This is a genomic window from Arcobacter thermotolerans (genome assembly GCF_983172305.1).
Genome location: NZ_CFAFZJ010000004.1, coordinates 172,239 through 187,116, shown reverse-complemented (window position 1 = coordinate 187,116; position 14,878 = coordinate 172,239). Strand labels below are relative to the sequence as shown.

Genomic DNA, 14,878 nt, shown 5'->3' with positions numbered 1-14,878 from the left:
AAAAAACAAACTAGCAACTACTAAAAATATCTTTGCACCAAGAATTAATCTTTGGCTCAATAGATAAAAATAGAGTATAAAAGTTATTGGTAAAAATAAAAATATGAATTCGTATGAGTTAAATAGCATTTAATTGTTCCTTTGAATTAATTGAATATTTTAAAAATAAGCCAAGAAATAAAATAAAAAAAGTAAGTGAAGTATTAATATGGAAAGTTAAAGCAACTATAGACCAAAGTAAATACAAAATTACAAATAAATTTTTTAAATCATTTAATCTAGAATTGTTAATTTTAATTTTAAACATATAATAAAAAATTAATAAAATTATTATTATTCCAAAAATACCTAATTGAGATAAATATTGTATAAACATATTATGAAAATCTACGTAATAATAAATATTATTTGAAGATATGAAATAAGATAACTTTTTTTCTTCTATTTCTTTAATAATATTACTTGCTTCGTCTCCAATACCATTTCCCAATATTGGTTGATATGTAAATGATTGAATACCTAGCTTCCACATAGCAATTCTTGCTGAAAATGATCCTGTATAATTCTTTTCATTAATCATCAAAGATAAATCACTATAAGTATGAGTTAACCTATCTTTAAATGTTGGACTATAATGATAAAATAAAGTAATTAATAAAGAAACAAAAATAAAAGCTATTGTTGTATTTTTTACTTGTTTTTTTACAAATTTTAAAACTATAAATACTATTCCAATAACAAAAATTATTTGACCTGTTCTACCACCATTTATAAACAAATTAGTTAAAGCTGTTAAAAAATAAATTATGTAAAAATAACGCCAAGTTAAATTACTAGAATAAACAATTTTATAAATAAGTATAAAAGATGTAAATGCCAAAAAGCAACTATAGCTAGTATGGTCAACAAAAGGACTTGGATCAGTTGGAGATATCCCATCTTTTGTCCATAATTCAAAAAATATACCATAAGAAACTATTTCACTGATCAACATACTAAATAAAAAAGCATTAAAAACAAATTTAATATTATCTTTTTTTAAACTTGTATATATAATTGGTAAAATTAAAAAATGCCAATACTTCTTTAGATAATCCAATGCAAATATTTTGTCAGAACTCCATAAAATAGAAAAGAAGCTTAAAGTTAAAAATAAAATTACAAGAATTATTATTTTTTCATTTAAAATTAGATTAATTTTTTCTTTAAAATTTCTTTCCATTAACCAGAATAAAATTAATAATATTCCAAATAAGCTAATTCCTGCTTTTGACAAAGGGATACAAAATGCATACAATATAATTAAATAATTTAAGATTATATTATAATTTAAATTATTACTAAAATAATTTGATAAAGTTTTCATTTAATTAACACCATACTTTTTTAAATACCACTCTATAGTTTTAACTATACCAGTATCAAAATTCTCATCAGCTTTCCAACCAAGCTCATTCTCTAGTTTACTTGCATCTATTGCATATCTTCTATCGTGTCCAGCTCTATCTTCAACGAATGTGATTAATTCTTTATAGCTTTTTGGAAACTGGACTTTAGTCTTATCTGCAGGGACTGAAGTCCCTGTTCCAAGAGGTATTTTTTCATCTAAAATCTCACAAATTCTATTTACTATTTGAAGATTTGTTCTCTCATTTCTTCCACCAATATTATATGTATCTCCATTTTTTCCATTATGATAAACAAGTTCTATACCTTTACAATGATCAAGTACATACAACCAATCTCTTATATTCTTACCATCACCATATATTGGAATTGGATTTTGTTTTAAAGCATTTCTTATAATTGTAGGAATTAGTTTTTCATCATGTTGTTTTGGACCATAGTTATTAGAGCAGTTTGTAATAACTGTATTTAGACCATATGTTTCATTATATGCTCTTATTATCATATCAGATGATGCTTTTGAAGCAGAGTATGGAGAGTTTGGAGCATAAGGAGTTTTTTCAGTGAACAGATCATTTGGATCAAGGCTCAATGTTCCATATACTTCATCTGTTGAAATATGATGAAATCTACAATCTTGATATTCTGATTTATAAGTAAATGGTTTTTCCATCCAATATTTATAAGCTACATCAATCAAAGTAAATGTTCCATTTACATTTGTTTGCACAAACACACCTGGATTTTTAATACTATTATCTACATGAGATTCAGCTGCAAAGTGAATAACACCTTTTATATCATATTCACTAAATATAAATTCAACTAATTCTCTATTACAGATATCACCTTTTATAAATTTATATCTAGGATTTGTTTCACACTCTTTTAGATTTTCCAAATCTCCTGCATATGTTAAAAGGTCTAAGTTTACTAAATTATAATTTGGATATTTTTCTAAAAAATATGGCACGAAGTTTGAACCTATAAATCCAGCACATCCAGTTACTAGTATTGTTTTATTATTGTTATTGAACATTTTATTTTCCCCTATTTTCTTTCGCCTAATCTTTTTAAGCAATCGTCTAATCCATCTTTCCAGTATGGTATTTCTAAATTGAATTTTGATTTTATCTTACTTTTATTTAAAAGTGAGAAATGTGGTCGTTTTGCTGGTGTTGGGTATTGATATGTCTCTATTGGATTTATCTTACAGTTTAGTTTTGCCATTTTCATTATCTCTTTAGCAAAATCATACCAAGATAGTACTCCTTCATTTGAGTAATTATATATTTCTACTTTTTTATTTTGAATTTGAGGAGTTATATCTAAAATAACTTTTGCTAAATCTTTTGCATAAGTTGGTGTTCCCACTTGATCAAATATTACACCAAGTTCCTCTTTTTCCTTTCCAAGTCTTAACATAGTTTTTACAAAGTTATTTCCATAGTAACTATAAACCCATGAAGTTCTAATAATTATAGAGTTTAATGGATTTATATCTAAGAGTTCAATTTCACCATCAAGTTTTGTTTTACCATAAACTGATTGTGGATTTGTTTGAAACTCTTCAACATATGGTTTAAAGTTTTTTCCATCAAATACATAATCTGTAGAGATATGAATTAATTTTATATTTAACTCTTTGGCAACGATTGATAATTTTTTAACAGCTTTTCTATTTACTAAATCTGCACTTAGTTCATCACTTTCAGCCTTATCAACAGCTGTATATGCTGCACAGTTAATAATTACATTTATACTGTTTGTTTGACAAAACTCTTTGATACTATCTTTAGAAGTAATATCTATATCATCTCTTGTAGTAAAAAAGAAATTATAATTATAGTTTGAAGAAAGCTCTTTTATTTCACTTCCAAGCTGACCCATTGAACCAGTTACAAGTATATTGTAAGTAGTAGTTAAAGAGTTTGAATTAGGCATAATAATCTACTCCAAATTCAAATATCTCTTTATCATCTTTTATATCAAAAAGTTTTGGTTGTTTTGTATCTTTAGGAGATAGATTTAATTCATTATGATTTAAAATCCAATCTATATTTAGATTTTTATCATCAAAAGCTATTCCTCTATCACACTGCGGGCTGTAGTAATTATCTACTTTATAAGCAAATACGGTATCATCTTCAAGTACCACAAATCCATGAGCAAATCCTCGTGGAATTAGTAGTTGTTTTTTATTTTCACCACTTAACTCTACTGCTACATATTTTCCAAATGTAGGAGAGTTTTTTCTTATATCAACTGCAACATCTAAAACTCTTCCGTAAATAACTCGCACTAGCTTTGTTTGTGCATGAGGTGGAAGTTGATAATGAAGACCTCTTAGAACTCCTTTAGAGCTTTTTGATTCATTATCTTGACAAAAATTTATTTGATAACCTAAAAACTCTTCTAGTTTATTGCTCACAAAAGTTTCAACAAAATAACCTCTTGAGTCTCCATGAACTTTTGATTCAATAATTACAACATCAGGAATAGCTGTTCTTGTAAATGTCATAACTATTTCATCCTTCTTGGTTGATTTGCTCTAGAGATTAAATATTGACCATATTGATTTTTCTTTAAAGGCTCTGCTAATTCAAGAAGTTTTTCTTTACTTATATATCCCATTTCATAGGCTATCTCTTCAAGACAGGCTATTTTTAGACTTTGTCTATTTTCAATTGTTTGAATAAATGAAGATGCTTCAAGTAGTGATTCATGAGTTCCAGTATCAAGCCAAGCGTACCCTCTTCCCATTAGTTCTACTTTTAATCTATTTTCATTTAGATAATCTTGATTTAAAGTTGTAATTTCTAGCTCACCTCTGTCACTTGGTTTTACATCTTTAGCTTTTTTTACTACATCATTTGGGTAAAAGTATAGTCCTACAACAGCATAGTTTGATTTTGGCTCTTTTGGTTTCTCTTCAATAGATATTACATCACCGTTTTCATTAAATTCTGCAACTCCATACCTTTGAGGATCCGAAACATAATAACCAAATACTGTTGCTTTATTTTCATCTTTAGCATTTTTTATACTTTTAGATAAAAGTTCTGTTAATCCATGACCATAAAAAATATTATCACCAAGAACCAAACAAGCATCATCACCATTTAAAAACTCTTCACCTAAAATAAATGCTTGAGCTAAACCATCTGGGCTTGGTTGAACTACATATTCAAACCTCATACCAAGTTCACTTCCATCTCCTAAAAGATTAATAAAACTAGGTTGATCTTGAGGAGTTGTAATAATAAGAACCTCTTTAATACCAGCAAGCATTAAAACAGACAAAGGATAATATATCATAGGTTTATCATAGATTGGAACTAGTTGTTTGCTAACTCCTTTTGTAATTGGATAAAGTCTTGTACCACTTCCACCTGCCAATATTATCCCTTTCATATATATCCTCTATAAATTATTTAATTTTTATTTTACAATATTTTTGCTTCGTTTAATAAATCTAAAACTTTTGAGGCTTTAATATTCTTCATACAAATATTATCCTTACAAGTTTTCATAACATCAGTTTTATAGCAAGGACTACAAGATAATCCTGCACTTATAATATTAACTTTATTAAAAGGTGTTTTGTATGGTCCAGTTTGTTCTATTGGAGTTGGTCCAATCAGACAAAAGACAGCAGTATTAACTGCAGATGCTATATGAGCTGTTCCTGTATCAGTTACAATCAAAGCCTTTGATTTTTCAACAACACTAACCATCTGGGAAATTGTTATTTTTCCTACTAAATCTATAATATTTCTATTATAAGGTTTAAGAGGCTCAAAAAAACCTTCTTCACCTTTTGCCCCAATTAAAACAATATTAGTATCTTTTGGAACTAAATTTAAAAACTCTTTCCAATTTTCATGAGGCCAAGCTCTATAGTTTAATCTTTTCTTTTTATTGTGTGAATTACTTGGACTAACAATTATATAATCATTTGGTAGGCTAAATTTATTTTTAATTTCATTATAAGGTGAACCAAAAACTTTGGGAAATGATTTATCCAAATTCTCTTTTGAAATTATGCTTGAATAAAACTCTTTACAAATTTCAACCATATGAGTTTTTGTAATTTTAATATCTTCACAAAACCAACCAACTTTTTTATTTGCAACAATTTTTTCAACTAAACTTTTAAATTGTTTTCCTGTTTCAAAATTTATTAAAATATCATAAGGCTCTTTTTTTGAATAGTTTATTACAGCTTTTTTTTGAGAACTAAAAATTATTGGAATTTTTTTATGTTTTAAATAAAAAATTTTATTTACCCTTTTATCATATTCAAAAAGTTTTGAAGCTGCTGGAGTTGATACATAATCAATAATTACATCTTCTCCAAACTCAAATCTTAATGCATCTAATACAGATGTAGAATATACTAAATCCCCTAAAGCTCCACATCTTATTATCAATATTTTTTTTATATTTTTCAAATTTTTCCCTTAATTTTATAAATTCCGCAATACTTGTATAAACTCAAAAAAATATTTTACATCACTACCAACCCTTTTTTTTATAAACTCTTTTTCATAAAGCCATAAAAAAAATCGAAGTTTTTTACTAAATCTTATTAATTTTTGTTTAAATTCTATATTGTTTGTAAGTTCGCAATATTTATTAATTATCTTTTCATAATCTATTTTAAAATTAACTTCTTTTATTTTTATAAATGATAACAAAAATAACAAAAAGTCTCTATATTGTAAAGTTTTAATATCTACATTCGTCTCAAAACTCTCTTCAAAATCTAAAACAAAAACTTTGTCATCTTTAAAAGTAAAATTTCTTAATTGACTTCCACCATGAAATTGTGAAAAATTATGAATTTTAGATAGTTCAAATATCAATTTATCTACAAAAAAGTAAAATCTATCTTCACTTATATCTTTACTTCTTAAATAAGCATTTACACTATTTCCACTATCTTCTAAAACAAAAAAATCTTCACATTTATAAGCTATAGCAGGAACATTTATTCTTAATTCTTTAAATTTTTCAAGCTTTGATATTTCATAAAACAAAGCCTCTTTTGAACTTTTTACAATAGGTGGAATAAGTAGTTCAAAAGGAAAAAACTTATAGAAAAACTTTTGTATTTTATCAGGTTTTGTAGCTCTAGCTTTTTTTAGCCAATACTGTTTTTCTTCAAAAATAAAAGGAAAAATATCATTATTTGATTTTTCATACTCTTTTTTTGCTATATCTTCAAAGCTATTCAATTAATCTTCTTTTTTATAAATATCATTTTCTACATCTTTAAATCTCTTATGTTGCCATAGCCAAAAATCTGGTTTATCTAAAATTTGCTTAGACAAAATATCATTTTGAATTTGAGTCAACTCTTTGATTTTATCTTCACTTTTAAACTCATAAGTTTTAACATCAATTGGTTCACAAACTTTAATAGTCCAATCTCTAAAATCATTGCAAAGAGTAAAAATTGGAATAATAACAGCATCAAATTTTAACGCAATTCTTGAAGTTGAATCCGTAGCTTTTGTAATTTTTCCTAAAAACTCTATATCTATTCCACTATTTAAGTATTGATCAATAACTACACAAACTGTTTTATTCTCTTTAAAAGCTTTTATCATACCCTTTGCAGCACTCTCTTTTTCAAGCATTGTAATATGATTTTTACTTCTAGCTTTTTCATATTTTTTTTGAATATGAGGATTATTCATCCTTCTATTTACTATTGCAACATCACCAAACATAAGTGCAATATATGGAACAGTTAATTCCCAACCACCATAATGAGCTGAAATATAAACAATTTTCCTATTCTCTTTTATTGCATTTTCTATTATATCTTTATTTAAAATATTTGCTTTTTTTAGTAAATCCTCTTTTTCTATATTTTGATTTTCAATAAATTCATACATATTAAAAACCAAAGATTTATAAGAGTTATACATAATCTCGTTTTTTCTATCTTCACTTATACTATTTCCATACACAAAATCTAAGTTTGCACGTGCTACTTTTATATGTTTTTTATTAAATTTAAATGCAAAAAATGCAAAAAATTTCAAAATATATTTCATAAGAATTTTAGGAGTTATTAAAAATAAAAAAAGAAATGTGTTATATAAAAAGAGTCTAAAATAATCTTTAATTTTTCTGTACACTTAAAAGCTCCTTTGCCATATCTATAATAATATTTTCATCAACCATCTTGATTGAAAAATCTTTTTTATCCAACTTAAAAGGATTTACAACAGAAGAAGACTCTACACTTTTATTAATTTTTGTTTCATAAGCGTTTCTATAAGCTGGAGTATTTCCAAAAATTGTTATTGATGGGATATTTAAAGCCCAAGCCATATGCGTGGGTCCTGTATCATTTCCAATTACTAAATCAACTCTACTTATCAATGCTTTTAATGTATTTAAATCTATCTTTGGTAAAACAATAGCATCTGAATTATCACAAATAAACTCTGCTATCTCTTTTTCTTCTTCATTTCCCCAAGCAATAAAAAAATTCTCTTTTAAATTTTGTACTATTTTAACAAACTTCTCTTTAGAATACATTTTACTCTTCCAGCTAGCACCAACTACAAGAAGAATATTTTTTCTAGTTTCATCTAAATATTGATAAACTTTTTCATCTTCATTTTTAAAAAATAAAAAAGGTTTTTTATTTAGAATATCATCTTTTAAAATCTGAAAATTAAGTGCTTTTGAAAATAAATAGCAGTTTCTATCTATAACATTTTTATCATAAGATATTGATACTTTTTTATTATAAAAAAAACTTGCAACTCCTTCTCTTGTTGAGTTTTTACAAAAACCAACTCTATTTTTACCTAAAAATCTAGCAACTATTGCTGATTTTATTAAACCTTGAGCATCTATGATTAAATCATAATCTCTATTTTTAAAGCTTTTTACAAGTTTTAATTGAGTTAAAATCTCTTTTTTTGAGTTTTTAATAGATTTTAAATTTAGTTTGATTATATTATTTATATCTAGATTATTTTCTAAAACTTTAGAAAAAGCATCTTCGACAAACCAATCAATTTGGATATTTGGATATTTTATTTTTATAAACTGTAAAGCAACCATTGAGTGAATAATATCACCCATAGCAGATAGCTTTATAATAGCTATTTTTTGCACTATAAAATCTCTAAGGATAAATCTTTTGGAAGCTCTAGTTTTTCAATATATGAATTTATTAAAAATGATCTATTTGGAAGCTTTAATCGTAAAATATCATCATCTAAAATATAGTTTACTTTTGGACAAGAAAAATCAGTATTTACAGCAATATTTAGAGCAATCATAAATGAAAGCCATTGCATAGCTTCTAAATTTGGTAATAACTCTTTGTACTCTTCTATATCACTCTGCTTTGGTAAAGATTTTTTTGAAAACTTTATTGTATGAGCAACTATAACTCTTGAAGTATGCTGAAAATCATAATTTAAACCATTTAAAATAAACTCAAAAGCATTGTCATTTTTTTTGTAAAAATTCAAACTAGAGCCAACTGAGTGAAGCTTAGAAGATACAACTAAAAGCTCTTGAAACTTATCATCAAGATTGTGAAGAGGTTTTAAAACTTCAAATATCTTTTTTGCATTATTTCCAAAATAAGCACTTTGTTTCTCATTTAATTCAAATCTATCTAATAAACTTTTTACACTTACATTAAAGTTATTTGGAAATCTATGATTTGAATTTCTTAGTAAATCTGTAAGATAAACTCCTTCTCTCACACCTACTCCAGAAGTTACAACCTCTTTTATATCCAACTCATCAAGAATAGTTTTAAAAATAAATGTACCCTCTTTTATAGTGTCAAATCTATCTTTTTTTACTCCCAAATCTTGAAGTTCGTCATTTGTATTGGCTTTTAAAATATTTTCAAAAAGCTTTTTTTCTCTACTTACATTATATGTAAACCCATGAATTGCATCTAATGGATACTCATTTTTATCCATAATCATTTTTGATAAAGTTCTAATACTTCCACCAATTCCAACAGCTTTTGAAGGAATATCAATATTTTGTTCAAAAACTTTTTTTAAGTTCTCTAAAATATAATCTTTTGCACCTTTGATATTGTTTTTATTAAAATACAACTCTTTTATTCTTACAGTTCCAATATTTAAAGATATTGATTTTAAGATTTTTTTATCTTTTACAAAACAAAATTCTGTACTTCCCCCACCAATATCAATAGTTATAAACTCATCATCATGAAGTAAATTTGAAGTAGCAACACCACCAAAATAAGACTCTTTTTCTCCGTCAATTACTTTTATACTCAATCCCAAATCATTTTTAACTCTATTTAAAAAAACTTTTGAATTTGGAGCGTCTCTTAAAGCAGAAGTTGCCACACACAAAACTTTTCTTGATTTTAAAGCATTTGAAATATTTAAAAAAGATTTTAAAGATTGATAAGCTCTTTCCATAGGAATTTCTTGAAGGTTCCCACCATTTTCATAGCAACCTTCAGAAATTTTTACTCTACTTTTTGTCTCATTTATTAAAGAAAAAGCAAAACGGCTAGATTTTTCTAAAACAACCATCCGCATTGAGTTTGAACCAATATCGATGACTGTTGTAATTTTCGACATTTTAGTTTTCTTCTTCCATTAACTGTTCATACTTGAATTTTAGCTCTTCTAGTGTCTCTTCATTATCTGGATCCAAAATAATACAATCAACTGGACAAACCTCTACACACTGAGGTTCTTCATAGTGTCCAACACACTCTGTACAACGATCAGCATCAATTACATAAATTGGATCACCCTCTTCAATCGCCATATTTGGACACTCTTCCCTACAAGCGTCACATGCAATACATTCGTCCATAATTATTAAAGCCATATAATTTTCCTAATTTTTTTATTAATCTGGAGTTATACCTAAAAATCTTTAATAATTTCTTTAAATATTGAAAATTGTTCTTTATATTTTGTAACAAATATAATATCTTCTTCTTTTTTTATATATAAATCTTTACTTATAAAAAGTCCAGCTTCTAAATCAAACTCTCTTAAATCTCCTTTGAAAATCACAAACAAAAAATCTCTTGCATTTGCCAAAGATAGTGCTGTTGCACCAAGAACTCTAAACTTTATATTTTTATCATCTATATTTTTACAAATATTTGGATATTTATATCCTCTTTCAAAAACTGCAACTTTTGAAATATTATGCTCAATTTTTTGTATCTCTTTTCTATTTTCCAAACAAAAATATTTTACCTCATCATTCAAAATTCTATAAACTAAAGTTTTGTTTGCCATATTTGCTACAAAACCAGCAATAATTTCACCATTTTTTTTAACTGCAACGGAAGTGCCAAAATATGGAATATTTGATAAAAAATTATTACTTCCATCAAGAGGGTCTATTATAAATGTAATATCTTTTTTATTATCAATAAATCCACACTCTTCACTAAAAATATTTCCAAAATCTTTTAGATTTTTTATAAATATATCTTCAAAAAAAATATCAATTTTTAGTGAATTATCTCCACCAAATCCAATCTGTTTTGTATATGTAAAATCATCTTCTTTTAAACTATTTTTTATATATTTTGCTATTTCAATATTTGATTTTATTATTGCTTTTGTTATATTTTCCAAAACTAAATATCCTCTTTTATATCTTGATTTTCTATTTTTTGAAGTTTCTCTAGCTCTATAAAATAAGCATGTGATAAAAAAATAATATAAAAAATTGAAACAAAAAGTGTAACAAAAGGGATAGTAGAAATAAAATATAAAAGAAGTGTTCTAACTCTAAAAGCACTAGAAGATTTAGAGTAAATTTTTTCATACTCTTCTTTACTTAAAATTGTTGAAGATACATCATAATTTAACATTTTGTGGAAAAAATAGTACAAAGGAAGATAAAGAGCTATAAAATTTATAAGTGGAATAAAATACAAAGGAATAAATAAAATATATAATAAAATCATCATAAAAAATGCTTTCAAAAATACCCAAAATGTTCCTAAAATAGTTCCATATGGTTTTAAATTTAAGTTTTTATAACTAGTTTCATTTAAATATTTCACAACAAAAGGTGTTAAAAAACCAATAATAACCAAAGTTAATACAATACTTAAATGAAAAACAAAAATAGCTCCAACACTATAAAATAAAAATCCAGCAATCCAAGAAGTAATAGAGTACTTAAATAAAAAAACTATAAAATACGTAAGCCATACAAAATAAAATGGCGCATTTTCATCAATAACAACTTCACCTCCAGCTTGTGAGGTTTCAGCCACAGTTTTAAGACTCTCTATTCCAACACTAGCAACTCCAAAAAACAACATATATAAAATCAACATTGTTATAAAAAGTGGAATTAGTGCAAGTTTAAGCATTTTTGAACTAAAAAAATCCCTTATACTTCTTTGTAAAATCTCTATTTCATTCATATTTCATCTTTTATTTAATTTTTCTATATTCTACCTACAAATGGTTAAAAATCAAACCTTGTCCTATATTCACACTTTTGACAAAGCTCCTCTTTTAAAATGTTGTTTTTAAAACCATTTATCATCTCTTTTGCTCTTTCTCCTTGCAAAATCTCTTTTATAGTTGATTTTTGAATATTTCCCAAATTTATATTTGCATCTAAATCCAAACAACAAGGAACAACTGTTCCATTTGATAAAATTCCAAAATGTGAGTTTAAACCATAACAAAAACCTTTTTGACTTACTACTTCATTTTTTAAGCTTGGCCAAACAAAATATTCATCAAAATTTATAAATATTTTTCTAGCAACTCTTATATTTTTTGGTTTATTTAGATATATCTCATCTATATTTAAATTTGAAGAAAAAAAGTTATTTAATCTATCAAAAACCTTCAAATTAAACTCTTTTGCACTTTCTTGTTCATCTAAATTCCAAATTCTAAAGTTTATAAAATATTCATGTTTGCTCTCTTGTGCAAACTTTACAAACTCTAAAATTGGCTCTATATACTCATCAAAACTTTTTTTATGAGAGTTTGCATTATATGAGTTTAGAGAAAAATTTATCTGCTTAATTGTAGGATTTAATAAAGCTTCATAGTGCTTTTGTGAAATATTATTTGCTGTTGTTGTTATATTTACTTTTAAATTATGCTTTTTGCTTATATTTAAATATTCACTTAAATTTGTCAAAACCAAAGGGTCACCAACAATATGGTATGCCAACTCATTTGTAATATCTTTTAGCTCAAAATTTAATCTATCAAAAGTATTTAAATCCATAATTTTATTTGGAAATAGTTTTGGTGGGCAAAAAGAGCATTTTAGATTACAAATATTTGTAAGTTCTATATGAACTTTTTTAAACTTTTTTATCTTATTTTCCTTAATTTTTTTGCTGATTTTATCAAAATAAGCTAAAAATCACTGTTGCTCAAAAAAATCTTTAAACTTTTTTTCTTGTAAAGCTTTTGTATCTTCTATTTTGTTCTCATTTTTTGATTTTAGTTCAACTTTTAAATCACTCAAACTCTCTTCTAAATATCTCTCTTCTAGTGCTTTTAGCTTTGTTAATTTATCTCTTATATATGTAATATCTTGATTTTTTTGAATAATATATGGAGTTACAATTATTACTAGATTATTTTTTCTATTCAGATTTGACTCATTTTTAAAAAGTCCTCCTAAAACTGGAATATCTCCCAAAACTGGTACTTTTTCTTCTACAATCTCATTTTTATTTTCAATTAACCCACCTATTATTACACTCTCTCCATTACTTAAAATTGCTGTTGTATTTATCTCTTTTTTAAGAGTGTCAGGATTACTAACTCCAACTGATCTTGCTTTTAAATTCTCCAAAAGTGTATTAATCTCTAAAGTAAGTTTTGTGTCACTTGAAACTCTAGGTTTTACTTTTAAAGTCAATCCTATATCTTCTCTTTCATAGTTTGTTCTTTGAGTTCCACCATCTGTTACACTACTTGAAGTTTGCATAGAGATTTTTTCTCCAACATATATAAAACTCTCTTTGTTATTTAAAGCCAAAATTGATGGTTCAGAAACAATATCCAAAGCTCCTTGCTGTTTTAAAAGATTTAAACTTGCACCCAAAGCAAGTCCTGATTTAAGATTTAATTTTTTTACATCTATACCTAAAAGTGTTGAAGCATCTTCAATACTTTTTGAGCCACCATTTAAGTTTGTTGATATTGCCATAATTCCATCACTTGAGCTATCTGCTTTTAAAATTCCATAAGATAAACCTATTTTATTTACAAGTTCATTGTTTACCTCTATAATTTTTGCTTGAATATAAACTTGTTCTTTTTGTTTATCTAAATCTTTTAAAAGATTAAAAAGTGGCTCTAAAATATCTTTTTGACCTGTTAAAACAATTGAATTTGTCTCTTGTGAAAATGAAATATTTGGTTTTTCACCCTCTTCATAACTATTTTTTTCAATAATATTTTCCAATATCTTAGCTATATTTTCTGCATCGATATTTCTTAATTCATAAACTTTTGAGATAGAATTTTCTTTTTTTGGTGGTATTTTTTTACTAATTTTTAAAAAATCACCTTTTTGTTCTAAAACATAATTGTGCTCATCTAAAATAGTTTTTAAAATTGTAAGTAAATCATCTTTTTTGTTTTTTTTGTTTGATACAAAGTTTAAATTTATATCCAAAGGTTCACTTACAAGAATATTTTTATTACTAACTTTTGAAACTATTTTTATAAATTCATCCAGTTTTAAATTTGTAAAATTTACATCTATATAATCATTGGCAAAGCTTTGTACAGAAAAGAATAAAAGAAAAAAGAGATTTAAAAACCATTTCATTTGCTACCCCTAGAAATAATATGATAAGTTTTTTATAGTATCTTAATTTCTCTTGGAAGTAAAGATTTTAGAGTATCAAATTCATCTTTTGTAATTTGGATTGTTATTTTTATAATATTTAAAAAATCTTTATTTATAATTTTTATACTATTTTGATTTAAAATGTACTCAAGTTGCCCTAAAGAACTATATTCGCACTCTATTATATGATTCTCTAGTTTTTTATACTCAAAAAATTCTGCAATTTTTATAACTTCATTTAAAGAGCCACCATAAGCTCTAACTAATCCACCAGTTCCTAGTTTTATTCCACCAAAATATCGAACTATTATTGCTGCGCTATTTATAATACCCGCACCACTTAAAACAGCCAAAGTTGGTTTTCCACTTGTTCCTCGTGGTTCTCCATCATCACTACTATTTTCAACAATTTGTTCAAACTCATTTAAATATCTATAAGCATAGACAAAATGAACAGCCTTTGGGTGTTCCTGTCTTAATCTTTGCATTGTTTTATCAAAATCTTTATATGGAACTAAAAAAGCTAAAAATTTTGATTTTTTCTCTTCTAGTGTTGCTGTAAACTCTTTTTGTACAAATTTCATTTGTAGATTTTATAATATTTGGTATAAATTTTGAC

The 14,878-nt window shown here is 25.6% G+C and carries 16 protein-coding genes; all 16 read right to left on the bottom strand.

Translation table 11 applies throughout. The features are described from left to right. Nucleotides 1-118 precede the first annotated feature (118 nt). A complete protein-coding gene (locus AC5LG6_RS05225; protein WP_498585880.1) occupies nt 119-994 on the bottom strand; it encodes an O-antigen ligase family protein in 876 nt (291 codons plus the stop codon). Nucleotides 995-1,366: 372 nt separating this feature from the next. Then, nucleotides 1,367-2,446: a dTDP-glucose 4,6-dehydratase gene (gene rfbB, locus AC5LG6_RS05220; protein ID WP_498585879.1), complete on the bottom strand. Its 1,080-nt coding sequence runs from the start codon at nt 2,444-2,446 to the stop codon at nt 1,367-1,369. 11 nt (nt 2,447-2,457) lie between these two features. Continuing rightward, on the bottom strand, nt 2,458-3,351 hold the full coding sequence (gene rfbD, locus AC5LG6_RS05215; RefSeq protein WP_498585878.1) for a dTDP-4-dehydrorhamnose reductase: 894 nt from the start codon (nt 3,349-3,351) through the stop codon (nt 2,458-2,460). Beyond that, the gene (gene rfbC, locus AC5LG6_RS05210) at nt 3,344-3,928 is read right to left on the bottom strand and encodes a dTDP-4-dehydrorhamnose 3,5-epimerase (protein ID WP_498585877.1); all 585 of its coding nucleotides are present in this window, start codon (nt 3,926-3,928) and stop codon (nt 3,344-3,346) included. The genes rfbD and rfbC overlap by 8 nt, the downstream gene beginning before the upstream one ends. A gap of 2 nt (nt 3,929-3,930) precedes the next feature. Then, nucleotides 3,931-4,821, bottom strand: a complete 891-nt coding sequence (gene rfbA, locus AC5LG6_RS05205) for a glucose-1-phosphate thymidylyltransferase RfbA (protein ID WP_498585876.1) — start codon at nt 4,819-4,821, stop codon at nt 3,931-3,933. Between the two features lie 32 nt (nt 4,822-4,853). Continuing rightward, complete coding sequence (locus AC5LG6_RS05200; RefSeq protein ID WP_498585875.1) at nt 4,854-5,861, bottom strand: glycosyltransferase family 9 protein; 1,008 nt, start codon at nt 5,859-5,861, stop codon at nt 4,854-4,856. Nucleotides 5,862-5,876: 15 nt separating this feature from the next. Continuing rightward, a complete protein-coding gene (locus tag AC5LG6_RS05195) occupies nt 5,877-6,647 on the bottom strand; it encodes a BUD32 family EKC/KEOPS complex subunit (protein WP_498585874.1) in 771 nt (256 codons plus the stop codon). After that, nucleotides 6,648-7,559: an LpxL/LpxP family acyltransferase gene (locus tag AC5LG6_RS05190; protein WP_260946761.1), complete on the bottom strand. Its 912-nt coding sequence runs from the start codon at nt 7,557-7,559 to the stop codon at nt 6,648-6,650. Beyond that, entirely contained in the window at nt 7,543-8,553 is a 1,011-nt protein-coding gene (gene waaC / locus AC5LG6_RS05185; protein WP_498585873.1) for a lipopolysaccharide heptosyltransferase I, read from the bottom strand. Before waaC ends, AC5LG6_RS05190 begins: the two co-directional genes overlap by 17 nt. Continuing rightward, a complete protein-coding gene (locus AC5LG6_RS05180) occupies nt 8,553-10,022 on the bottom strand; it encodes a Ppx/GppA phosphatase family protein (RefSeq protein WP_498585872.1) in 1,470 nt (489 codons plus the stop codon). Before AC5LG6_RS05180 ends, waaC begins: the two co-directional genes overlap by 1 nt. A 1-nt stretch (nt 10,023) precedes the next feature. Then, a complete protein-coding gene (locus AC5LG6_RS05175) occupies nt 10,024-10,278 on the bottom strand; it encodes a YfhL family 4Fe-4S dicluster ferredoxin (RefSeq protein ID WP_066152620.1) in 255 nt (84 codons plus the stop codon). A 38-nt stretch (nt 10,279-10,316) separates the two neighbouring features. After that, nucleotides 10,317-11,045 (bottom strand): inositol monophosphatase family protein, encoded by a 729-nt coding sequence (locus AC5LG6_RS05170; RefSeq protein WP_260950796.1) that lies wholly within the window; start codon nt 11,043-11,045, stop codon nt 10,317-10,319. A gap of 2 nt (nt 11,046-11,047) precedes the next feature. Continuing rightward, nucleotides 11,048-11,848, bottom strand: a complete 801-nt coding sequence (locus tag AC5LG6_RS05165) for an EI24 domain-containing protein (RefSeq protein ID WP_498585871.1) — start codon at nt 11,846-11,848, stop codon at nt 11,048-11,050. Nucleotides 11,849-11,892: 44 nt separating this feature from the next. Beyond that, a complete protein-coding gene (locus tag AC5LG6_RS05160) occupies nt 11,893-12,744 on the bottom strand; it encodes a radical SAM/SPASM domain-containing protein (protein WP_498585883.1) in 852 nt (283 codons plus the stop codon). Between the two features lie 72 nt (nt 12,745-12,816). Further along, nucleotides 12,817-14,238, bottom strand: a complete 1,422-nt coding sequence (locus AC5LG6_RS05155) for a type II secretion system protein GspD (RefSeq protein WP_498585870.1) — start codon at nt 14,236-14,238, stop codon at nt 12,817-12,819. A 32-nt stretch (nt 14,239-14,270) separates the two neighbouring features. Continuing rightward, entirely contained in the window at nt 14,271-14,843 is a 573-nt protein-coding gene (locus AC5LG6_RS05150) for a YigZ family protein (RefSeq protein ID WP_260933491.1), read from the bottom strand. Nucleotides 14,844-14,878: the final 35 nt, after the last annotated feature.

Coding starts and splice junctions, on each gene's coding strand:
- AC5LG6_RS05155 (WP_498585870.1), bottom strand. CDS start 14,238: ATGAAATGGTTTTTAAATCTCTTTTTTCTTTTATTCTTTTCTGTACAA.
- rfbC (WP_498585877.1), bottom strand. CDS start 3,928: ATGACATTTACAAGAACAGCTATTCCTGATGTTGTAATTATTGAATCA.
- AC5LG6_RS05225 (WP_498585880.1), bottom strand. CDS start 994: ATGTTGATCAGTGAAATAGTTTCTTATGGTATATTTTTTGAATTATGG.
- AC5LG6_RS05180 (WP_498585872.1), bottom strand. CDS start 10,022: ATGTCGAAAATTACAACAGTCATCGATATTGGTTCAAACTCAATGCGG.
- AC5LG6_RS05165 (WP_498585871.1), bottom strand. CDS start 11,848: ATGAATGAAATAGAGATTTTACAAAGAAGTATAAGGGATTTTTTTAGT.
- AC5LG6_RS05175 (WP_066152620.1), bottom strand. CDS start 10,278: ATGGCTTTAATAATTATGGACGAATGTATTGCATGTGACGCTTGTAGG.
- rfbA (WP_498585876.1), bottom strand. CDS start 4,821: ATGAAAGGGATAATATTGGCAGGTGGAAGTGGTACAAGACTTTATCCA.
- AC5LG6_RS05150 (WP_260933491.1), bottom strand. CDS start 14,843: ATGAAATTTGTACAAAAAGAGTTTACAGCAACACTAGAAGAGAAAAAA.
- rfbD (WP_498585878.1), bottom strand. CDS start 3,351: ATGCCTAATTCAAACTCTTTAACTACTACTTACAATATACTTGTAACT.
- rfbB (WP_498585879.1), bottom strand. CDS start 2,446: ATGTTCAATAACAATAATAAAACAATACTAGTAACTGGATGTGCTGGA.